The organism is Sungkyunkwania multivorans (assembly GCF_042675645.1).
Taxonomy (GTDB): Bacteria; Bacteroidota; Bacteroidia; order Flavobacteriales; family Flavobacteriaceae; genus Sungkyunkwania; species Sungkyunkwania multivorans.
Genome location: NZ_JBHTJH010000003.1, coordinates 21232 through 41543 on the forward strand (window position 1 = coordinate 21232; position 20312 = coordinate 41543).

21 protein-coding genes are annotated in these 20312 nt (G+C 41.5%); 7 read left to right on the plus strand and 14 right to left on the minus strand.

Annotation, left to right across the window (positions count from 1 at the left end; translation table 11 throughout):
• Positions 1-122 precede the first annotated feature (122 nt).
• Genes ACFQ1M_RS02020 through ACFQ1M_RS02035 form a run of 4 tightly spaced genes read left to right on the plus strand, consistent with a single transcriptional unit; the run spans position 123 to position 3047 of the window.
• Positions 123-959: an alpha/beta fold hydrolase gene (locus tag ACFQ1M_RS02020; protein WP_386403106.1), complete on the plus strand. Its 837-nt coding sequence runs from the start codon at positions 123-125 to the stop codon at positions 957-959.
• 1 nt (position 960) lies between these two features.
• Entirely contained in the window at positions 961-1458 is a 498-nt protein-coding gene (locus tag ACFQ1M_RS02025; RefSeq protein ID WP_386403109.1) for an RNA polymerase sigma factor, read from the plus strand.
• Positions 1445-2014, plus strand: coding sequence for a hypothetical protein (locus ACFQ1M_RS02030; protein ID WP_386403112.1), 570 nt, complete (start codon positions 1445-1447; stop codon positions 2012-2014). The genes ACFQ1M_RS02025 and ACFQ1M_RS02030 overlap by 14 nt, the downstream gene beginning before the upstream one ends.
• Before the next feature lie 58 nt (positions 2015-2072).
• Positions 2073-3047 (plus strand): endonuclease/exonuclease/phosphatase family protein, encoded by a 975-nt coding sequence (locus tag ACFQ1M_RS02035; RefSeq protein ID WP_386403115.1) that lies wholly within the window; start codon positions 2073-2075, stop codon positions 3045-3047.
• Positions 3048-3080: 33 nt separating this feature from the next.
• Here ACFQ1M_RS02035 and ACFQ1M_RS02040 read toward each other — a convergent pair whose 3' ends face one another.
• The 5 genes from ACFQ1M_RS02040 to ACFQ1M_RS02060 form a co-directional block, all read right to left on the minus strand.
• Complete coding sequence (locus ACFQ1M_RS02040; RefSeq protein WP_386403118.1) at positions 3081-4682, minus strand: hypothetical protein; 1602 nt, start codon at positions 4680-4682, stop codon at positions 3081-3083.
• A 117-nt stretch (positions 4683-4799) separates the two neighbouring features.
• Positions 4800-5711: an endonuclease/exonuclease/phosphatase family protein gene (locus ACFQ1M_RS02045; protein WP_386403121.1), complete on the minus strand. Its 912-nt coding sequence runs from the start codon at positions 5709-5711 to the stop codon at positions 4800-4802.
• Between the two features lie 7 nt (positions 5712-5718).
• Positions 5719-7416 carry a lysine--tRNA ligase gene (gene lysS, locus ACFQ1M_RS02050; protein WP_386403124.1) on the minus strand — a complete coding sequence of 566 codons (1698 nt, stop codon included), beginning with the start codon at positions 7414-7416 and terminating at the stop codon, positions 5719-5721.
• 63 nt (positions 7417-7479) lie between these two features.
• Positions 7480-8376, minus strand: coding sequence for a thioredoxin family protein (locus tag ACFQ1M_RS02055; RefSeq protein ID WP_386403126.1), 897 nt, complete (start codon positions 8374-8376; stop codon positions 7480-7482).
• Between the two features lie 108 nt (positions 8377-8484).
• Positions 8485-9537 carry a response regulator transcription factor gene (locus tag ACFQ1M_RS02060; RefSeq protein WP_386403129.1) on the minus strand — a complete coding sequence of 351 codons (1053 nt, stop codon included), beginning with the start codon at positions 9535-9537 and terminating at the stop codon, positions 8485-8487.
• 99 nt (positions 9538-9636) lie between these two features.
• Between ACFQ1M_RS02060 and ACFQ1M_RS02065 the strand changes: the two genes are divergently transcribed.
• Positions 9637-9795, plus strand: a complete 159-nt coding sequence (locus tag ACFQ1M_RS02065) for a YqaE/Pmp3 family membrane protein (protein WP_386403132.1) — start codon at positions 9637-9639, stop codon at positions 9793-9795.
• Between the two features lie 11 nt (positions 9796-9806).
• Positions 9807-10607, plus strand: a complete 801-nt coding sequence (locus tag ACFQ1M_RS02070) for a hypothetical protein (RefSeq protein ID WP_386403135.1) — start codon at positions 9807-9809, stop codon at positions 10605-10607.
• A 119-nt stretch (positions 10608-10726) separates the two neighbouring features.
• On the opposite strand, the gene ACFQ1M_RS02075 is transcribed toward ACFQ1M_RS02070, so the two are convergent.
• From ACFQ1M_RS02075 to ACFQ1M_RS02095, 5 genes are all read right to left on the minus strand, one after another.
• A complete protein-coding gene (locus ACFQ1M_RS02075) occupies positions 10727-11107 on the minus strand; it encodes a cytochrome C oxidase subunit IV family protein (RefSeq protein ID WP_386403138.1) in 381 nt (126 codons plus the stop codon).
• 66 nt (positions 11108-11173) lie between these two features.
• Entirely contained in the window at positions 11174-12148 is a 975-nt protein-coding gene (locus ACFQ1M_RS02080; RefSeq protein WP_386403141.1) for a cytochrome c oxidase subunit 3, read from the minus strand.
• Between the two features lie 50 nt (positions 12149-12198).
• Entirely contained in the window at positions 12199-12780 is a 582-nt protein-coding gene (locus tag ACFQ1M_RS02085) for a cytochrome c oxidase subunit 3 (protein WP_386403144.1), read from the minus strand.
• Positions 12781-13686, minus strand: coding sequence for a heme o synthase (cyoE, locus tag ACFQ1M_RS02090; protein WP_386403147.1), 906 nt, complete (start codon positions 13684-13686; stop codon positions 12781-12783).
• 218 nt (positions 13687-13904) lie between these two features.
• Positions 13905-16010 (minus strand): gliding motility protein RemB, encoded by a 2106-nt coding sequence (locus tag ACFQ1M_RS02095; RefSeq protein ID WP_386403150.1) that lies wholly within the window; start codon positions 16008-16010, stop codon positions 13905-13907.
• A gap of 390 nt (positions 16011-16400) precedes the next feature.
• On the opposite strand from ACFQ1M_RS02095, the gene ACFQ1M_RS02100 reads away from it, so the two are divergent.
• Positions 16401-17714, plus strand: a complete 1314-nt coding sequence (locus tag ACFQ1M_RS02100) for a polysaccharide lyase family 7 protein (RefSeq protein ID WP_386403153.1) — start codon at positions 16401-16403, stop codon at positions 17712-17714.
• Between the two features lie 75 nt (positions 17715-17789).
• On the opposite strand, the gene ACFQ1M_RS02105 is transcribed toward ACFQ1M_RS02100, so the two are convergent.
• The 4 genes from ACFQ1M_RS02105 to gcvH form a co-directional block, all read right to left on the minus strand.
• Positions 17790-18593, minus strand: coding sequence for an energy transducer TonB (locus tag ACFQ1M_RS02105; protein WP_386403155.1), 804 nt, complete (start codon positions 18591-18593; stop codon positions 17790-17792).
• Positions 18594-18704: 111 nt separating this feature from the next.
• Positions 18705-19418, minus strand: a complete 714-nt coding sequence (locus tag ACFQ1M_RS02110) for an energy transducer TonB (RefSeq protein ID WP_386403158.1) — start codon at positions 19416-19418, stop codon at positions 18705-18707.
• A 59-nt stretch (positions 19419-19477) separates the two neighbouring features.
• Positions 19478-19882 carry a VanZ family protein gene (locus ACFQ1M_RS02115; RefSeq protein WP_386403161.1) on the minus strand — a complete coding sequence of 135 codons (405 nt, stop codon included), beginning with the start codon at positions 19880-19882 and terminating at the stop codon, positions 19478-19480.
• The gene (gene gcvH / locus ACFQ1M_RS02120; RefSeq protein WP_386403164.1) at positions 19848-20228 is read right to left on the minus strand and encodes a glycine cleavage system protein GcvH; all 381 of its coding nucleotides are present in this window, start codon (positions 20226-20228) and stop codon (positions 19848-19850) included. Before gcvH ends, ACFQ1M_RS02115 begins: the two co-directional genes overlap by 35 nt.
• Positions 20229-20312 lie beyond the last annotated feature (84 nt).

Here is a 20312-nt window from a genome sequence, read left to right on the forward strand (position 1 = left end):
GATGAATGGCATCACGCTTCGGTGTTGAATCTTTTTAATACAGAAAAAGTCAAAAAAATTGAAAAAAATGGTAACAAATGAAAGGTTGATGTATCCAAAGAGAAATCGTAAACCAAAATAAAATGAAAAATTCAGTCTTAAGTTTTTTAGTATTCTCAATCTTCAGTCTTCTTTCTTTCGGTCAGCAAAAAGAATTTAAAGTTGAAATCATAGGAACTGGAGCGCCCGTGCTTCTCTTTCCTGGCTTTAGCTGTACTAGCGAAGTATGGGAAGAGACCGTTTCAAATTTAAAGGACCAATATGAATGTCACATATTTACCTTTGCTGGTTTTGGAGATGTCCCTCCGATAGAGACTCCCTGGCTACCAAAAATTAAAGAAGCTGTCGAAAATTATGTCGTAGAGAAAAATCTTAACGAGCCAACGATCGTTGGACATAGTCTTGGTGGCACCCTTGGCCTCTGGCTTGCAAGCGACCAACCAAATTTTTACAAAAAATTGATCGTTGTCGACGGTTTGCCTTCCGTAGGCGCATTGATGATCCCAAACTTCAAAAGTGAAGATATTAGCTATGACAATCCATACAGCAAACAGCAACTCGCGATGGATGATGTCAGCTTTAGAGCGATGGCCTCACAATATGCAAGCTTTATGAGTCTCAACAAGGAAAAACACCAGCAACTCACCGATTGGATGGTTGCAGCAGACAGGAAAACCTATGTGCATGGCTACACAGATCTTCTTAAATTAGACCTCCGAAATGCCATTGCAAAGATCCAAATACCCGTGATCGTTTTGGCAGCGACCTATCCTAATAAAGAAATGGTGAAAAGCAACTACGAGAAACAATTTGCCAAACTTCCTAGCGCGAAAATATTCTACGCGGATGATTCGGCCCATTTTATAATGTTCGACCAGCCCTCATGGTTTTTAGAACAGCTCAATCAATCCTTAAAATAGTATGGGCGAGAAAGAACTTTTGTTTGATGCTATTTATAAGGAACATCACGCCAAGGTCTTTAGGCTTTGTAAAGGATATTTCGCCGCAGACGAGGCCTTGGCAAAAGACGCAACCCAAGAAGTCTTTATCAAAGTTTGGGAGCATTTAAAAAATTTTAGAGGGGATGCTTCCGTAAGCACTTGGATCTATCGAATCTCCGTTAACACCTGTCTGTTATTTCTCAGAAAGAAAAAAAATCGCAAGGAAAATATAATGACCAACATTACCGACGCTGCGGATAAGGAGTATGATAATGACCAAGAAAGGAAACTGAAGCTACTCTACAAAAGTTTAGCGACCTTGGACGAAAGCAGCAGGGTGATCATCCTGATGGTCTTGGAAGGTGTGAGCTACGAAGAGATCGCCAAGGTCATTGGTATTACCGAAGATACGCTTCGGGTACGAATTCACCGAATTAAAAATAAATTATCAAAAAAAATATCTCATGAACGAGTTTGAAGAACTACAAGCTACCTGGCGTGGTCAAAAGGATGTGGAAGATAGTACCAATAGCGATACTGTCATTGCAGAGGCGGAACGGCTTTCAAAAAAATTGAAAAAAAATAGAAGATGGACCTTGGCCATCCTCGCTGCCACCATATTAATTCTGATGGCCTTCGCGATCTACGTCAAAGTATATCGTAGCATACAGCCAACAGTTGGAATAGCTTTGATGATCTTGGGAGTAGTTCTACGATTGGTGATCGAATATCGGGACATCCAAAGATTTTCAAAAATTGAACGAACAGCATCATTAAAGGCGTATGCTGAACAAATGTTTGGATATCACAGTTCTCGAAAAACCGTCCATTTCGTTTTCACACCAATCATTCTTCTGGCATACGTACTTGGATTCTATTTGATGTTGCCCAGTTTCAAAGCATCGCTATCGGCAGGATTTTACCTTTATATCGTAATCTCAGCCATCGTTCTCTTGATCGTTTACAGCTTTTTCTTCTATCGAGAGGCAAGGAAGGAATTGGACATGCTTTCATACCTATCCTCTATAGAATAAAGGTCATTTGCAACAATTAAAATATGTTGATTACATTTGAGTATATAAATTATACTCATTGAAAAAAATTCTTTCTTTTTTATTAAAGGCCATTCTCTTTTTTGTCGTAGGATTCTTTGCATTTTTCTTTTGGGCGTCATCTTCCAACTTGGAAGAGAGCGAATATGAGAAGTCGATGACCCTAGACGTTGAGAACGTTACCAAAAATGATTCGTTATTCACCATTGCCACTTATAATATAGGTTACTTGAGCGGGATGACCAACAATACTGCTAAAGCCCGGCCTCGATTGCTCTTTGATAGCAACTTGACAAAAGTACAGGAGGTGATCGAATCTTCCCATATCGATATCTTGGCTTTGCAAGAAATAGATTATGCCTCTAGCAGGTCTCATTTCGTGGACCAACAAAAAGCACTGGCCGAGATGGGCTATGCAAATGTTGCACAGGCCATCAACTGGGATAAAAAATATGTTCCCTTTCCCAAATCTCCTTGGTCTGCGCACTTTGGAAAAGTGGTTTCAGGGCAATCGATTCTAAGTAAGTTCCCCATTATGGAACATCAACGCATAATTTTGGATAAGGTAGAGCGCCTCAACTTCTTTGAGGCGCCTTTTTATCTTGATCGATTGGCCCAAGTGGCCACCATTCTAATCGATAACAGGCCCGTGAAGGTCATCAACGTGCATACAGAAGCTTTCGACCAGGAAACCCGTATGAAGCATTTGAACAGACTTGCGGATCTCTATAAAAAGTATGCCTCCGATCATCCTACCATTCTTTTGGGAGATTTTAATAGTGAGCCAAAAGAGGAGACTCTTTTAAAAGACATTATTATGAGTATCGAAGGAATTGACGCAGCCGTGAACGATCTAAATGAAGGGACCTTTCCATCTATCGACCCGACCCGACGTATCGACTTTATTTTTTACAACAAACGTTTTATTGAGGCGATTTCATCACGAGTCATCACTGAGGTCGAGGACGCCTCCGATCATTTACCAGTGATGATGACCTTTCGGTTGAAAAAATAGCGCCCATCTTTTTGATGAGCGCCGATGTTTTTTCTAGTCAGTAGAAGATTTCTTTCTGGTCAGATATACCTCCCATATCTTATTGGAAGCCGCGGAATTGTCCTTGCCATAGGTGCCAGGATTCGATTGAAATGCTTCTATCCCTCCATAAATATGACCTACCAAAACACTGTCTTTTGTAAAGGCCACATTCTTTAGATCGATCATCTCTGAATCGACTCCAGCAAACTTTACCTTCGTGATCCCTTCACTCGGAATTAATACTGATTCTGCACCGTAAAAATTAGAAGTGGTTCCGAAGATATTATCCTGTCTTTTGACCACGCTACTTTTAAGCGAGTCTGTCTTCAAAGCGATATGTAAGCCGGTATTGGTGAAACCAGATAAACTTTGCGGAGTATATTTCCCATCGCCAATACCTCCTAGGAGGAAGGTGTGCAGCAACTTGGTATCGCTATCAAAAGCGACAAAATTTGCACAGGCATAGACATTGTAATTATTCTGATCGTAGGCTGTATCATGCGTATATAACCTGTCGTTTGCAAAATCGGGGTGAACATAGATGGCACTATTCCATGCTTGTAGGTCTTCGCCTGGTTTAAAGACGCCGGCATAAAATGTCAGGCTCTGCTCGTAGGTCTTATTGAGGTCGTTCCAATACATCGACGGCACCACCGGGCCATCGCGACGACGAAATATCGAATTCTCATCCGCAATAGGAAGTGTAGGGTCCTCAACGTCCGAAATAGCATCTTGTACGCTAATGGCAAGATTTAGGCTGTCTCCAGCGGCTACTGTAAAGGGATACACCGCATCAACATACTTTTGATTATCATTTGGTGCGGTCGTTCCGAAATTATGACCGCCAGATAGGTAAAATGTGGTTGTCACCCCACCTTTGGAATTTTTTGAATACATCTTCATGATCTCCGCCCCTGTACTGATCAAGGATTTATTTTGACCTAGACGAAATAGCGTTGCCCATTCTACGTCGGTAAGCGTTTCTCCTTTCACCAACTTGACCATCGAAGCGATATGGAAACGCGCCACTTGATTGAAGGTATTGTACGACTTGCTGGTGTTTTGTTGCCCGATGGAACCATAGCCGCCTACTACATACAAAAAACCGCCGTCTTGGGTCACCAAAGGATTCGAATTGATAAAAAGGGCACTGAAGGTATCTTGGTCGACGCCTTTTAGGTCGGTGCAGTATTTTTCACTTGCGATATTTCCGTTCTCACAAGCCGCGTTCAATTCTGTCCATACGTCGTTATAATGAATTGCATATCGCTTGGGATTGGTCTTATCTGCAACATACACAAAGACGCTGTCATTAAAGGATTTCTTAACGAAAGAGGTATTGGCATAATTACCATTTAGATCGTGAAGCCCTCCAAGAAGCGAATCTACCGTATTTGTTCTTCCAGCAAATAAGAGCCAGTCTTTACCGTGCGTGGCATGAACAAAAGACTGCAAGGCCGGTGCGTTGGTCTGGTTAAATGATTTGATCGCATAATCATAGGTATACGTATCGCTTACCGTATGTCCCCCGTGATCATCTTTGTGTTGCTTTTTGCAACCAAAAAGAAGTAAGGATGCGAATAGCAACAAACTATAAGTGTAGTGATTTTTCATAATTTGAATCGTTGAAAGTTAATAGTTCCGTGAATTGTACCACGAAATTATCAAATTCACCTCTCAAAACCTTGAACTCATGAAAAATCAGGTATTTATACGTGTATGGAAAAGGCGTTATTTAATGGAAAAGGTGGCAAGCAATAAAGCATGGTCAAATCCGACCTCATAGATGGCCTCGAACCGTTTGAGCGATATATCATTAGAGACCCAAATATGGTCGATCTGCCATAGCGGTATTCCATAAGGCCATGTGGTTGTAAATCCTTTTCCAATATCCCGCTGAGCATTATTAAAAACGTGTTTGTAATCATTAAAATGAACGGAGTTGAACGGAACATTAAAATCTCCTACCAACATTGTAGACTCTTTGGATTTGAAAGCATCATACAAGCTGCTTAATGCCTCCTTCTTACTATCTATGGGACTGGCAATAAGATCTACCAACGCCATATTCATTTGTTGGCCCTCCATCTCTAATGCTATATCATGAAACTTGGAACCGTCATCGAGATAAACGTATTCATTCTGTTGAATACCATCTTGATGAGCTATTAACATATCGCCCCATAACCAGCTAAAATTATACTTTGGAAGTAATTTGCTGAGATGGATCACGTTCTCATAGGTAATATTCTCTGTTTCAACAAGACAAATGGTGGTAGGTCGATGTGCCTTGACCTTTTCGACAATTAGGGGGAGCGGAAAGGGATTCTTCCTTCCCACATTCCAATACATTAAAGAATGATCGCCATTGTCGCCTCCGATGGAGTCTGTTCGGAAATTATAGTCATCGTGAATCCATAGACCAAGGATCATTATGTTTATTACGACAAGCGATATAAGAACTCTTCTCGCTCTTCTGAAGACCAACATAAGAAACATCCCCAAGATCAGCAATCCTAGTTTCGGAGTGGCATAAAACAGCACATCTAATATTTGAAAACGATCTTTGATGACAAAATGCACCAACAATGAAAAAGCATACACCCACAAGATGTATGCTTTGTATTTTTTGGCAGAACCCATAGCCTTTTTAGTCAACTACTTCTACCAATAGATCATCATCTGTTTTGGTCACTTTTGCCAAACCATTTTTGGTGAGGCCTTTTATTGTCTTATCCCACTTCTTATTGCTGAGACCTGACTGTGATTTCAAATCGGCCAAAGGCATGGTCGCCACTTTTTCTAAGATAGTGAATACAGCCTTCTCTTCGGCTGTCAATTCAACCGTAGGCTTGGTCTTTTCAGGCTTCATCTGTGGGAAGAACAACACCTCTTGTATCGACTGATTGTTGGTCAAGAACATCACCAATCGATCCATACCAATTCCTAGACCAGATGTTGGGGGCATTCCATACTCCAAAGCACGTAAAAAGTCGTGGTCGATAAACATGGCCTCGTCATCTCCGCGATCTGCCAGTTTTAATTGTGCTTCAAAACGCTCGCGTTGGTCTATGGGATCATTCAACTCTGAGTAGGCATTGGCAATCTCCTTGCCACAGACCATAAGCTCAAAACGCTCCGTTAACTCCGGGTTTTCGCGATGCTCTTTACAGAGTGGACTCATCTCCTTGGGGTAATCGGTAATGAAGGTGGGTTGAATAAAATTGCCTTCACACTTTTCGCCAAAGATCTCATCGATGAGCTTTCCTTTCCCCATAGAATCATCTACTTCGATGCCCATGTCTTTTGCAGCTTCTCGCAGCTCGGCTTCTGACTTCCCAGTGATATCAAATCCAGTGAATTCTTTGATGGCATCTGTCATCGTTACTCTTGGGTACGGTGCTTTGAAATCTACCTTATGTTCCCCAAACGTTGCTTTTGTTGTACCATTGACTTCCATCGCACAATACTCCAACAAGTTTTCGGTGAATTCCATCATCCAATTATAATCCTTGTAGGCCACATAGATCTCCATGGCCGTAAATTCGGGATTGTGCGTCCGGTCCATCCCTTCGTTACGGAAGTTTTTGGAAAATTCATACACCCCATCAAAACCACCAACGATAAGACGCTTTAGATATAATTCATTGGCGATACGCATATACAACGGAATATCCAAGGCATTGTGATGTGTCACAAACGGGCGTGCCGCTGCGCCTCCAGGAATCGGTTGCAAGATCGGAGTTTCTACCTCAAAGTATCCTGCCTTATTGAAAAAGGTGCGCATCGCATTAAATAGCTTGGTGCGTTTTACAAAGACGTCTTTTACATGCGGATTGACCACCAAGTCTGCATATCGCTGGCGGTAACGCAACTCTGGATCGTTGAATTCGTCATAGGTATTTCCTTCGGCATCGGTCTTTGGGAGTGGTAGTGGCTTCAATGCTTTGCTGAGCAATGAGAATTTTTTCACCATCACGGTCGGTTCTCCAACTTGGGTCGTGAACAACTCACCTTCGATACCTACAAAATCACCAATATCTAGCAATTTTTTATAGACCTCGTTATAGGCGGTCTTATCCTCGCCCGGACAGATCTCGTCGCGATTGAAATATACTTGTATGCGGCCATCGGCATCTTGCAACTCTGCAAAGGACGCCTTGCCCTGAATACGGCGACTCATCAAACGCCCAGCGATCACAACTTTCTTTCCTTCCTCGAACTGTTTTTTTATCATGCTAGAGGTCGTATCTACAGGATACAGATCTGCCGGATAGGGGTTGATGCCTAGCTCACGAAGCTTGGTCAGCTTCTCTCTTCGTACCAATTCTTGTTCTGAAAGTTGCATGTTAAAAATTTTAAACTGCAAAATTACACTTTTAGCACGAAAGAAAGCGGTTCCTTTTGGTATTTAGTTAGCGGACATCTGGGCTTGGAGCTTTTCGAGGGCCTGTTTTATTTTTTGGTTATCTGGAAGCAACGAATGGGCATTTTGGTAAAAGGACAGCGCCTTCATTTGGTCTGTTGCTTCATATATTTTACCTAAACTGAAATGAGCTATGGCGTCTTCAGGAAATAGCTCCATGTTAAGCTCGTACACGAAGGTTGCTTTCTCATCCTTTCCCGAAGTTACCAACACCCTACCGTATGTATTCAATTCGTAGACATTGGCCACTTCGTCCTTAAATCGAGCCGCCAATTTTTCCCTTTTCCTTCTTAGATAGCGCATGTTCTTCCTGCTAAAGAGTTGATGCAGCTGGGCGACCACTTTATAGTTTGGTGTATATTCATCAGTGTTTAAGATCGAAGAAATATCCTTTTCCAAAGAATTGACAGGACGCTCCACGATGCGGTTAACTTCTTTACCCTTGTCGTAGAAGATAATGGTAGGGACTCTATGAATATTCAATCCTTTTTCTTCATGTGATGGGCTCTGCTTATAATGATCCGCCCTATTGTCCACTGCCACAACTTTTAATTGATCCATGGGAAAGTTAGCTTCTGCTAAGATCTTGTATAATCTCGGAACTTCACGTTTACTATCACCACACCAAGTACCCATAAAGACAAGAATATTCATCTCCTTAATGTCATTCATAAAGGATTCTATGGCGGTAGCATCCACCTCGTATTCGTCGTAGTTCTTGTTAAACCAACTGGCATATGCAGTTCTTTGTAGTCCTTCCTTGTTGATTTCCCCGATGAGATAGGGGGTTCCTTTTTTGTTCAGTATCTCTTTGTTCATATACTGAGCAAATGACACCGAATAGCATGCCATCATAAGCATGGTCAGTTTAATGGTCTTCATCTCGTTAAGTTTACAGTTGCTAATGATGCGAAAATCCCAAAAAGGAAGCGATCGTTGGCGAGAAAGAGGGTTGAAATCGGGTCTAGACCCGCGGTGGAAATTATCTATCTACTTACTGTTTAATGACTTTATCTCCTCTCGAGATTGTACATTGAGTTTTTTGTAAAGGTGGTTGATGTGGGTTTTAACAGTACTTAGACTCACAAAAATTTCGGAAGCGATCTCTTTATTGGTCTTATTTTGAAGAATAAGGTCCAAGATCTTTTGCTCTTGATTCGTTAGACCGTTCAATTTTTTGGAAGCGATCTTGTTGCGCTCCCTGCGGTATTTTGCCAGAAAAAATACATTGAACCCCAATGAAACCAAAAGAATGGAATAGATCAAATACTTCCAAGGAAAACCAGCAGTATCTCTTAAGGATATCAAATGTTGGTCTGAGGATAGCTCGGCTTCGTAAAGCTCAGCGTATTTGGTCTCAGGGTATGTATTGTTTAGTCTATTCAACAATTGGTAGTAATAGGTGTTCTTAGAGAGGTCCTCCAAATAATATTCATAGGTCTCGTTGCGTTTGTCCGAAAGGAAATCAAAGATATAGAGTTCGGCCAGCGGCTCATTGAGTTTCGTTCCATATTGCTGTAATTTCTTAAACCAACTTTGCATGCTCAACTTTCTATTGGCGGCACTTGGATATTCGGATATATCAAAGAACATTTCTTCCTTCAATTGATCGATCTCCAGCAGCATACTCGCTCTCGGGTCGTTGCTCTTTATATCGCAAAGTAGTTCGCCATCTCGCGAGGAAGGAAAGTAAATCGTGTCCTTATTGTTTGCTATAAAGGAAATACTCTTGCGCTCGTTGCAATAACCGAGAAAATGATTCATACTATTTTCCTGGTCATTACAGCTGTCCACATGAATACGATATATACCATTATGGGAAGGTAGATTATCTCCACTAAACTGAAACATACCCATGCTATCCACTTCGGCCATCCGAATGATCTGGTCTAAAGAAATCCTAGATAATTTTCGATAATCCTCCACGATAGAAAGGTAAACCACTGTCACTTCAGACCCGCCTCCTACATGTCCTCGGAAGGAATACTGCGCCCAACTTGTAAAGGTCGCCAGCATCAAAAATGAAACAGCCGTTTTTCTCATGGATTCGCTTTCATAAAGCTAAAAATAGTTCAACTTTGTAACAAAACACAATCAAATTCAACATATAAACGTCATCAATCATTAAACATCATCATCACTATGAGCTTTTGGAGAGTCTTACTTGCCATTGTTTTTCCACCTTTGTCAGTCATCGGAAAAGGTTGTGGGTCTATTTTAATTGTTTTACTTTTAACCTTGTGCGGTTGGATTCCTGGAGTCATTGCCGCATTGATCATTTTAAACAATCCCGATAGATAATTAAAGAACCTATGAAAAAAAGAGTTTTTGGGCTGCTCGCAATGGTGGCCCTTTTATTTTGCAGTTGCGAGATCAAAGAAAAAATTGTCTTTGACAAGGACATGAGTGGTAAATACACTACTACCATAGACATGTCCCCTATGATGAAATTGGCCAACGAAAATATGCCACCTTCTCCAGAGAAAGAATCAAAGGTAATGGATACCCTTATTGTTTTTTCTGAGATGCTCGAAGCATACAAAGACAGTATTGCGACACTCTCTATTGAAGAGCAACAGAAGATCAAACGCTTAAAGGGATTTTCTCTTGGCATGCAGATGAATGAGTCCAAAGGAATATTTGTGATGGATATAAGCAAGGAATTTCAGGATTTTGACCAGCTAGCCACGATGGCCGATGATATGGCCGAAGTGATGAACGTTGCGAAAGGTCAGAGCGGCGCAGGTCAAGGAGCACCGCCACAAATGGACGATATGTTAAAGACAGACAGGGTTACATATACTTTTGAGAATAACATTTTTAGACGCGTAGACCTAGCAGTTGTAGAAGCTGAGAGTGAGGAAGAAATAGAAGAGGTCGAAGAAGAGGAAGAAGACCCAATGATGGCCGGCATGATGCAACAGTTCGAAGATATGCTAAAGGGCTCATACATGACCATTGAGTACACCTTTCCTAAAAAAGTGGAATCCGTCTCTTTTGAAGATGCCAAGATCTCAAAGGATGGGAAGACCGTTATTGTAAAAGCTGACTGGAAAACGCTTATGGACAATGACGAGCTCTTAAAGGACCTGAGAATTACGTTGAAAGAATAATAATGGTAGCTACCGATCCTAGGGTTTAAACCCTAGGCCAATATATGGTAATCGTATTAAAAAAAGGCCGCTCAGATATTCTGAGCGGCCTTTTATATTATCTATTTATCTGCAATGGTTTAGAAATCCCAGCTCATAAAACCGTTGTCCATCACATCGTAAATGTAATCACCCTCTACCAATAGGATGAAAGCCAGATAGACCACTAAAAAGACCGGTGTCCAAACGATGGCTCTTCTCAAAGACGATTTTTCATCTCTTAAGTGCATAAAGTCCCAAGCGATATAATATGCTTTGACCAAGGTAAGGATGATAAAGATCCAGTTGAGAAGTTTCATTCCCAAAACTTTGACCATCAATGACTCTGGTTTTACAATACCAAGAGCTACCTCAACCGTTGTAACTATCGTTAACCAGATAAGGACTCCCCATATCTTTTGTACGTTACTCTTGAACTTTAAAAGTCCTCTAAATATTGCTAATTTGTGTTCGTGCGCCATGGCGTAATTTCTTTGATTAAATTCCTGCTTCCTAAACCTTCGAAGCAGAAGGATAATTTATTTTTTTTAGACGAGATAGAAAAAGGTGAATACAAAGACCCAAACGAGGTCTACAAAGTGCCAATAAAGCCCAACTTTTTCCACCATTTCGTAATGTCCTCTTCGTTCATAGGTTCCCAAGATGATATTAAAGAAAATGATGATATTGATCACTACTCCAGAAAATACGTGAAAACCATGAAATCCTGTAATGAAGAAGAAGAAATCAGCGAATAGACGATTTCCGTATTCGTTGTGTATAAGATTGGCTCCTTCGACCACTCCAACGGCCTTTTTTATTTGTTCTACAGACGCTGCTCTGCTGAGTACGACCTTTTCACCTGCTTCATTGATCTTCTCTGAACGGATAAGAAGGTTATCATTTGCCAAAAATCCTTGGGTGACCTCTTGTACCGTGTAGTTGGGTAAAGACCCCTCGCCTTGATACCAAATACCATTCTTCTCTAAATGTGTGGTTCGTTGATCGGCGATCGGAGTTGCAAAATCAGCAAGTGCCACGCGCTTTCCAGCGGTATCTTGGAACTGTAGTATTTGTCCTCCTCTAGTCTCTAACGCACCGTAATCTCCTTTGATGAAGGTTGCCCATTCCCAAGCCTGCGAACCTACGAAGGCCAAACCACCAATAATGGTAAGGAACATGTAAAGGACCACTTTGCTTTTTTGCATCTTGTGCCCTGCATCAACTGCCAAAACCATGGTGACCGAGGACATGATGAGTATAAAGGTCATCAATGCCACATAATACATAGGAGCATCTACACCGTGCAAGAATGGAAAGTGCGTAAACACCTCATCTGCAATAGGCCATGTATCTATATTCTTGAATCTTGAAAAGCCGTAAGAGGCCAAAAAACCAGAGAAGGTCAAGGCATCCGACACGATGAAGAACCACATCATTAGCTTGCCATAACTGGCACCTAGTGGCTGATTACCGCCTCCCCAAACTTTTCCTTCTGTCCCTGTAGTAACAGTCGCTTCCATAAAAGAGTTTATCTACTAATTTAAAAATCGTTCAAATTTAAGCTTTTTTCCTATCTAAAGAAATATAAAAATAGAAACAAATACACCCAAAGTACATCTAAGAAATGCCAAAACATAACACCCAACTCTAAACCAAGGGTTTGCCCTGGCTTGTACTTACCTCGAAAATGATTGATGGTCACTACTAAAAGTACGATCAGACCAGCTATGACATGCACTATATGCACCGCAGTGATCACATAGACATAGGACATCGTAATACTGCTTCCAGGTCCAGTAAAATAATATCCTGCATCGATGATTTCCTGAAATCCAACAAACTGAAGTCTAATGAATGTAATACCCAGCATCAAGGTGAGTAATAATAATATCGAAGCCAAACCGCGCTTGTTGGCCTTTATTGCTGTTTTCACCAAATGAAAGGTGATACTGCTCATCAATAATACACCAGTACTAATGAAAAAAATGTTTGGGAGTGCAAATTCTGACAACCAATCGGGTCGAGAACTACTCACTATATATGCACTGGTCCAAGCTGCAAAAGACATGGTAAGCGCCACCATTAAAAACAAAAGCATCATTTTTTTTGCTCTTGCATTCTTTTGCTGAACTGTTCCTTGAGTAAGATCCATTTAGTGTAAGAATTTATCGATCACGTAAACAATTTGTATTAGGGTGATATATGCAACACTGGCCAACATCAATGCCCTTGCCGCCTTATTATCCATTTTTTGATAGAGTCCAATCGCGTAGTACAACATTCCTAGTCCAAGAAGTCCTACCACCACAGCTGCAATAGGGGACAAATACAATGCCCCAGTTAAACCGGTGGCAGGGAATACCGAGGCCACGATCAACCAAATGGTATACATAATGGCCTGCAATGCGGTTGCCTTATCTCTTTTCCCCGTTGGAAGCATATTAAATCCTCCTTTTTTATAGTCGTCATGCAACATCCAACCAATGGCCCAAAAATGCGGGAATTGCCAAAAGAACTGTATCATAAAGAGTGTGCCAGGTTCGATACCAAAATCATTGGTCGCCGCCACCCAGCCCAACATAAAAGGGATGGCCCCTGGAAAGGCTCCTACAAACACCGACAATGGCGTTTTGGTCTTCAGCGGGGTGTAAACACTAGTATAGAGAAATATGGAGATGGCACCGAACATCGCCGTTTTAGGATTGATCATGTAAAGGATCGCTATTCCAAAAATGGTAAAAATAGATGCGATGGCAAACGCTGCATTCACGGACATTCTTCCAGAAGGGATAGGACGATTTTTGGTACGTTGCATCAAAGCATCCAAATCTTTTTCTATGATTTGATTGAACGCATTCGAAGCTCCTACCATAAAATAACCTCCTAGAGCAAGCATGATAACCGTTGGGATTTGAATGGTATCTGCTCCTAAGAGATAACCTGCGACAGAGGAAAAAACGACACTCAATGACAGACCAACTTTTGTTAGTTGCTTGAAGTCGTCAAATATGACAGCGAAAGAACGTGTGGATGTAGTCGTCTCAGAAATCGTTTTCATGTATCATTCTAAATCGGCTGCAAAGATACACTACAGTTTATTGTTTTGCAACGAATAAACGAGGTTTTACGAGGCTCTTTAAAAGTATACAAAACAATCTTTGAGTTTACACTTTATCAATAAATGATAGCAGGAACTTAGACGATACTGTCATCATTGGATTCCCGCCAGGGTTTATCCTGAGCGAAAGCCGAAGGACGGGAATGACACAAAGGTTATTAAAAATCAAAATACCAATTGAAGATGTCTGTGCGTAAACCAATATTGAACCATGTCGTATTTTGCTGAAACTCGGTCGCCGTATCCGCCTCTGGGTCAAAGTTGCGATAGGTGATATTCGCAAACAATTTCAAATTCGTCGTTGGATTGACCAAATAGCCTGCTTGTAAGTCCGCCAGGAATACATTGGTGGTATTTCCCTGCCCGATTTCAATGCCTGTGTCGCTAGGACGGTCGACCTCGGAGCGATAGATATCGCCCCCATAATTGAATGTATCACCACCTTCGTTAAAGTCGAAACCTCGCTGCCCCATGATGAGCTTGGCGCTACCATACCACCGATCGTGGCGATAGCGCGCTATCCCAATGAATTCTTTGAAGTTCGCACCCCAAAGATGTGCCATGGATTGGTTGTTGTGACCATAATTCAACACTCCTGTATTATGGGAATAGGTGTATGGGCGAACCTGATTGTATTCTGCCTGCAGCAAAAGGTTCTTCACTTTAAAGGCATTATAGTATTTAAACCCGATCTGGTATCCATACTTGTTCTTCCAGCTTTTATTTCCACCCTTGATATCATTCAAGGAAAATTCATCCAGTATAAATTGTCCGTACATATTAAAAGTATCCGACCACTTGTATTTAGAGCTCAATCCAACGATGGCATTTCCAGCTCTAGAACCCGTAGAAAACTCGATCGCTCGGTAAAAGATCACCGGGTTCAAATAATTCACATCAAAGCCGCGACCATTGTCATTTTTCCACATCACGGCCTCAAAGAGGCCAAGGTTGAGGCGCTTGCTCACATTCCAGCTAAGATAATGGTTGGCCATATACTTCGTTTGAAAGGCACCTGTACTATCTACTGCTGCAGGACGGACATCTCTAAGCGACATCCAAGTATTGGTGTATCGTATCTTCCAAAATTGTGTGTTCAGTTTCAAATATGGATAAGGACTTGCGACATCACTTTGCAATAAGGAACGGTACCCATCTCCGATAAAATTTTTACCATGTCCAAATTGCACATTGAATGCTCTGGTAGGGGAATATGATATATAACCTTCGGCCACGGGATAGTCGAAGGCATCCTCTTTAAATACCTTAGCGATGCCTCTCCCTGGAATAATCCCAGGATTCCCGCCGGCAGGTGCAATGCTCCGTGCATAGCGATTCACATAATCGGCAAAACGCGCCTGACTTTCGAATACAGTGGCCGAAAAATTGAAACCTTTTCCAAGGCCTCCCTGCACCTGAAGTCCTCGAGTGTTATTGTAGGTGTAATCTACATTATCGTCGCCACTGGTCCCTAATTGAAGGTCGACTATAGGATCGATGGTGAACCAATAGTTTTCACCACTGATGGTACCCATATGTTCGTTCCATAATTTACGACCCCACCAACCGCTTTTGTTCTTTAAGAGCGATTCTCGCTGTGCGTCCAAATCGAAGTAGCGAGACACCTCACTGTAGATATAGGGCTTTGAGGCGGTGTGATTATTACTTCCAACCACATTGAGTGCCTGATCAAATTCGGAATAGCGATCATGTGAAAGCGGAATATTGAGCGCGCTGGAATATTCAAAGATGGTATCTTTTTTTAAATCGAATTCTATCATATCGAATTCATTCTTTACCTCAGCCTTGGAAATGGCATTGGTTTTCTCTTTTGATCCAATGCTAGACAGCGTCATTTCTTTGGTTAGCGGTATGGTGACCGGCAATGTGAATTGCATATATGTTGGCCGACCACTATATAAAGGAGGAGCTACCGTTGGTAACAGGCCAAAAACACGTTTGGACTCTTCTATAAGCTCCTTATAGACTGCGTCTACATAAAGCACTTTGAATGCACCTTCGGACGTCACTTCGAACAGAATGACGAGCTTTCCCTTATAATCCTCTTGAGCTATTTTGGAAGGCACTTCGAAATTTTCAAATATGAAGGTTTTCAAAGTTGTCTCGAAACAGCTGGACAATTCTTCTACGGTCACCTGTTGGCATTCCTCAAAAACAGGATATTTGTAATAAGCATCATAAGTTTTCTGTGCATTTGTTGCAAATGCAACCAAGAACGCGCATAACAAAAGGGTCTTCTTCATGGGTAGATAACGCAAATAGGTCGTTTTTATGGCCGAAAGATAGTGAAATTATAGTTTGTGATTCGGCGTCCCTGCGAATGCACAAAACTGTTTGCAAAACAAATTTCGTCAAACATAAGATCCCAAAGCGCCCTAGCCTTGCACATACCCCTTTGGTTTATGGCGGGTATCATTTTCCTTTCCGGGTCCAAGTAGAGGGTAAATTCTCATCCATAAGCGATCAATATGTATTTTCAAATAAACAAACATCCATATTCCATATTGTTTAATTTATCATCAAATTATTGAGAATTCACTAATTTTTCATAAATTGGTTTACCAATCTGGATAACCAGATGAATCGTAAATTGAATAGATTTAACAAGAATACTAACCAAAAACCAAAGTACTATGAATTCTCAATTGCTCTTTATTAAAAACAGGACCTTCATAATTGTCTTTTATCGTTTAGGACTTCTCGTCTCAGCATTTCCGCTTCTTTTGCTTGGTTGCTCGGAACAGGGGTCAGCGATGGAAGAATTGGAGTTTTACCCATCAAGCGATAGAGCGGTAAAAATTATACCAAATCGCGCTTGGGCCAATGGCGACGACGGCAACCGCCCAGCCAACACTTTAGACGGTAATTTAGGTACCAGATGGTCTTCATACGGATATACCGGAAAATATATCACCTACGATCTAGGATCGGTAAGATCGGTATCTAGGGTGAAGCTGGCCTGGTACAAGGGCGATCGCCGAAAAGCATACTTCAAGATACGGGTAGGTACTTCAACCTCTGATCTAAGGACCGTAATAGACAAAAAAAGAAGCGGAAGTAGCGGGAATACACTTCAATTGGAAAACCACGATTTTGATGCTGTAGATGCACGTTATGTACGTATCTCATGCTTTGGAAATTCTAGTAGTGGTTGGAATAGCCTTACAGAAGCAGAGATCTATGGTGAAAACGGTGGTGGTGAAGGTGATTCGGGAGGTGATTCGCCAGGAAGTATCTTGGGCTTGACCTCAGACGCATGGAAACTAAATGGATTTACAGGAAATCCAGGTCCTTCGGCTGATTATCACGATGATGTGCTTAGGGCTACTGGAAAGACTTTTGACAACTATGTTGACCCCAATTACTTCTACACTGATGGAGAATGGACATTCTTCAAGTGTTATCGTGGTACGGAGAGCTCATCCGGCTCTGGCAATCCTAGGGTAGAATTAAGGGAATTGAAAAATGGGAATCTTGCAAGCTGGGATGGCTCTAACGGAAATAATAGTATGAGTTTCACCTTACGCGTCGACCGCTTACCTGAAGATAGGGATGGAAGGGGTGGCGTCCTATGCTTTGCCCAAATTCACGGGCCATCTAGCACTGTAGACGATGTAATAAGAGTTCAATTTATCGGTGATGAGAATCAATCTTCTGGAGGCGTGCGTATGAAGATCAGTGGCTATATCACCGAAGAAGTACAAGGGGGAAGTAAGATCATTGATAGAGGGTATCGATTGAATACCAGTTATACTTTTAAGATCACCTATAACAACGGCATCGTCAAACTATTTGATGGCTCCACACAAATTTTCTCGCAAGCCATCGGCACCAATACGGCTGGCAATTATTTTAAAATTGGCAATTATTTACAATCGGTTCAAAATGCCAGTTATAATGGTTCGCACGGAATTGTACGAATCAAAAACCTCAATATCACACACTAAAGATCGATCTTTATCAATACAAAACAGCCGAAGGTGTTGACCATCGGCTGTTTTCATTTATAGATCGCTTATGGTTTATAATGCATTAAAAACGATAGGAACACTATAGCTGACACTAACATAGTTATCCCGTTGTTTTCCAGGAATCATGGTAGGGACCTTTCCTATCACCCGAAGGGCTTCCTTTTCTAATACAGGATGTGGGGCCCTAACTTTGATATCGATGATCGCCCCCTTTTTATCGATAGTAAACTGGGTAAAGATCCTTTGTGTTCCCGAGAGTCCATAATCGGAAGCTATAGAAGTATTGAATTTTCTTCGTATAAGCTTCCCTAACTTATCACTAAGGCATTGCCTACGGTCTTGGTTATTATCAAGTCCTTCGCAACCGGGATATATTGGAGAGACCTCGACCAATATAAGAGGAACTACGGGATCATCAAGGACCTCCTCGCCTGTCACCACTTTGTTAGGGTCAAACTCATTCGGGTTCTCAGCTTCCTGAGGTTGCACCCCTTTGGTCTCTGCCCTATCGCTACTATTTTTGTCAATTTTGAATTCCGGATTCAAAATTGGCTTTTCCGTCTTTGGTTCTTTCTCGATCTGCTCCTCCATCTTCGGTTCTGGCTTTTTCTCCAGAATGTAGTTTACGTAAACGGGATTTTCAATGAGAGGCTCTTGGGTCTTAGCAACAACTGTGGCCTCTTTTAAAGGAGTTTCGACCTCCAATACAAAATAAGCGGCCATCAAAGCAAGGATCAATCCGATCTGGAAATGTAATAGCGGTCTTTTTTGTAAATTCGCATCGTGCTTCGATGGCTTTTTTGAGGTCTCTTGGTTGCCGCCAAAGACCTTCCAAAGGTTCGTGCCTTTTTTCATAATAAATGGTTTTAATGTTAATATTATGCTAAGACACAAGAAGCATACCAAAAAAGAAAATCCCGAGCAATGCTCGGGATTTTCGATTTAATATATTTTATACCTAAGTTTTTATTGAAGTTTAAAAGTAATTGGAATACTGAACGGAACTCGCACTGCTCTACCACGTTGTTTTCCAGGGGTCATCTTTGGTAATTTTCCGATGATACGAGCCGCTTCCTTTTCTAAATTCTTATCTGGTCCACGCATCTTAACATTGGTGATGCTACCGTCTTTATCAATCGTAAATTGCACGTACACACGTCCTTGGACACCCATTTCTTGTGCTATCTCTGGATAACGGAAATGCTTGCGGATATGCTTGTTCATCTGCTCTTGGAAACAAGATCTTCTTTTAGATTTGGCAACACCTTCACAGCCAGGGAAAACAGGCACGTCCTCGATAACTGCAAAAGGAACATCTACATCCTCCACCTCTTCTTCAACTTCAATATCTTCCACATCCTCGATCACCTCTTCAGAGTCGGTCTCCGTAGATTCGATCACCGTCTCTTCTACCTCTTCCTCATCTTCTACCACATCGATCACCTCTGGTGCCGCTGGTGGCGGTGGCGGTGGCGGTGGTTGTTGTAATTGTTGCGTGATTGGCACCTCTTCATCTAATTCTTCATCCAAGGCCAATTGATCAAACTCAAAGCCAGATTTCTCATAGGTCTTCCACTCGATGCCTCTCCATGCAAGAAAAGTGATCAAGGCCAGACCAATCGCAAAATACAGTCCGATGTTTCTATCTAAGTTAGCTTTTGGATTTTTCTTTGGTTCCATTGCTTAAGTTTTAATTCTTGCTAAAGTAAGTATTTCTTACCCAATTTTACAAGTAAATTTTAATTTTTAACGATGCTATAATATATCTTTAAGACACCAATTCCTATGGCTGCACCAAGGGAATTCGCTAAGATATCATAAAGGTCAAACGTTCTACTTTGAACTAGAAAATGCTGCAAGAATTCCATGATGGCACCATATATTATCGCTGAAACCGATGCAACTATGTAGGCATTCCTAGTTGAAAAGATCGATCTTTCGAAAATAAAGAAAAGTCCCCACGAAAATGATAAGGCAGCATAGGCTACAAAATGTCCTATCTTGTCAAAAAAGGAAATGTTTATTTTAGGCAGATCCTTGCCCGGCACTAGGCTTAATACCGCTATGGCCAATGTACAAACAAGAGCCGACCACAAAAATCCATTGCTGCTAAGCTCCGATAAGGTCTTTGTACGCTTGTGCATCTAAGAGATCTTCTACTTCCGCCTCATCCGAGAATTTGATCTTTACCATCCAGCCCTCTCCATAAGGATCATTATTTACTTTCTCTGGTTCGTCTTCCAAGGACTCATTGAATTCCAAAATCTCTCCTGAAAGGGGTAAAAATAGGTCTGATACAGTTTTTACCGCTTCAACGGTACCAAAAACCTCTTCACGATCGAGCGTTTCATCCACAGTTTCGACCTCTACATACACGATATCGCCCAGTTCTCCTTGTGCAAAATCGGTGATTCCAACGGTAGCCATATCTCCGTCGATCCTCACCCACTCATGGTCTTTGGTGTATTTTAGTTCGGTAGGTATATTCATCTGTTCTTATTTTATTTATGGTTTGGTAACGATCCCTAAAGACCTACGACTGACTCTTTCTGGTCATTTTCGCTAAGTCCCCAC

Coding starts and splice junctions, on each gene's coding strand:
- lysS (WP_386403124.1), bottom strand. CDS start 7,416: ATGCAACTTTCAGAACAAGAATTGGTACGAAGAGAGAAGCTGACCAAG.
- cyoE (WP_386403147.1), bottom strand. CDS start 13,686: ATGAAAACGATTTCTGAGACGACTACATCCACACGTTCTTTCGCTGTC.
- ACFQ1M_RS02085 (WP_386403144.1), bottom strand. CDS start 12,780: ATGGATCTTACTCAAGGAACAGTTCAGCAAAAGAATGCAAGAGCAAAA.
- ACFQ1M_RS02020 (WP_386403106.1), top strand. CDS start 123: ATGAAAAATTCAGTCTTAAGTTTTTTAGTATTCTCAATCTTCAGTCTT.
- ACFQ1M_RS02115 (WP_386403161.1), bottom strand. CDS start 19,882: ATGCACAAGCGTACAAAGACCTTATCGGAGCTTAGCAGCAATGGATTT.
- ACFQ1M_RS02095 (WP_386403150.1), bottom strand. CDS start 16,010: ATGAAGAAGACCCTTTTGTTATGCGCGTTCTTGGTTGCATTTGCAACA.
- ACFQ1M_RS02105 (WP_386403155.1), bottom strand. CDS start 18,593: ATGAAAAAAGGCACGAACCTTTGGAAGGTCTTTGGCGGCAACCAAGAG.
- ACFQ1M_RS02040 (WP_386403118.1), bottom strand. CDS start 4,682: ATGAAAAATCACTACACTTATAGTTTGTTGCTATTCGCATCCTTACTT.
- ACFQ1M_RS02080 (WP_386403141.1), bottom strand. CDS start 12,148: ATGGAAGCGACTGTTACTACAGGGACAGAAGGAAAAGTTTGGGGAGGC.
- ACFQ1M_RS02030 (WP_386403112.1), top strand. CDS start 1,445: ATGAACGAGTTTGAAGAACTACAAGCTACCTGGCGTGGTCAAAAGGAT.
- ACFQ1M_RS02070 (WP_386403135.1), top strand. CDS start 9,807: ATGAAAAAAAGAGTTTTTGGGCTGCTCGCAATGGTGGCCCTTTTATTT.
- ACFQ1M_RS02060 (WP_386403129.1), bottom strand. CDS start 9,537: ATGAGAAAAACGGCTGTTTCATTTTTGATGCTGGCGACCTTTACAAGT.
- ACFQ1M_RS02100 (WP_386403153.1), top strand. CDS start 16,401: ATGAATTCTCAATTGCTCTTTATTAAAAACAGGACCTTCATAATTGTC.
- ACFQ1M_RS02025 (WP_386403109.1), top strand. CDS start 961: ATGGGCGAGAAAGAACTTTTGTTTGATGCTATTTATAAGGAACATCAC.
- ACFQ1M_RS02055 (WP_386403126.1), bottom strand. CDS start 8,376: ATGAAGACCATTAAACTGACCATGCTTATGATGGCATGCTATTCGGTG.
- ACFQ1M_RS02065 (WP_386403132.1), top strand. CDS start 9,637: ATGAGCTTTTGGAGAGTCTTACTTGCCATTGTTTTTCCACCTTTGTCA.
- ACFQ1M_RS02075 (WP_386403138.1), bottom strand. CDS start 11,107: ATGGCGCACGAACACAAATTAGCAATATTTAGAGGACTTTTAAAGTTC.
- ACFQ1M_RS02110 (WP_386403158.1), bottom strand. CDS start 19,418: ATGGAACCAAAGAAAAATCCAAAAGCTAACTTAGATAGAAACATCGGA.
- gcvH (WP_386403164.1), bottom strand. CDS start 20,228: ATGAATATACCTACCGAACTAAAATACACCAAAGACCATGAGTGGGTG.
- ACFQ1M_RS02045 (WP_386403121.1), bottom strand. CDS start 5,711: ATGGGTTCTGCCAAAAAATACAAAGCATACATCTTGTGGGTGTATGCT.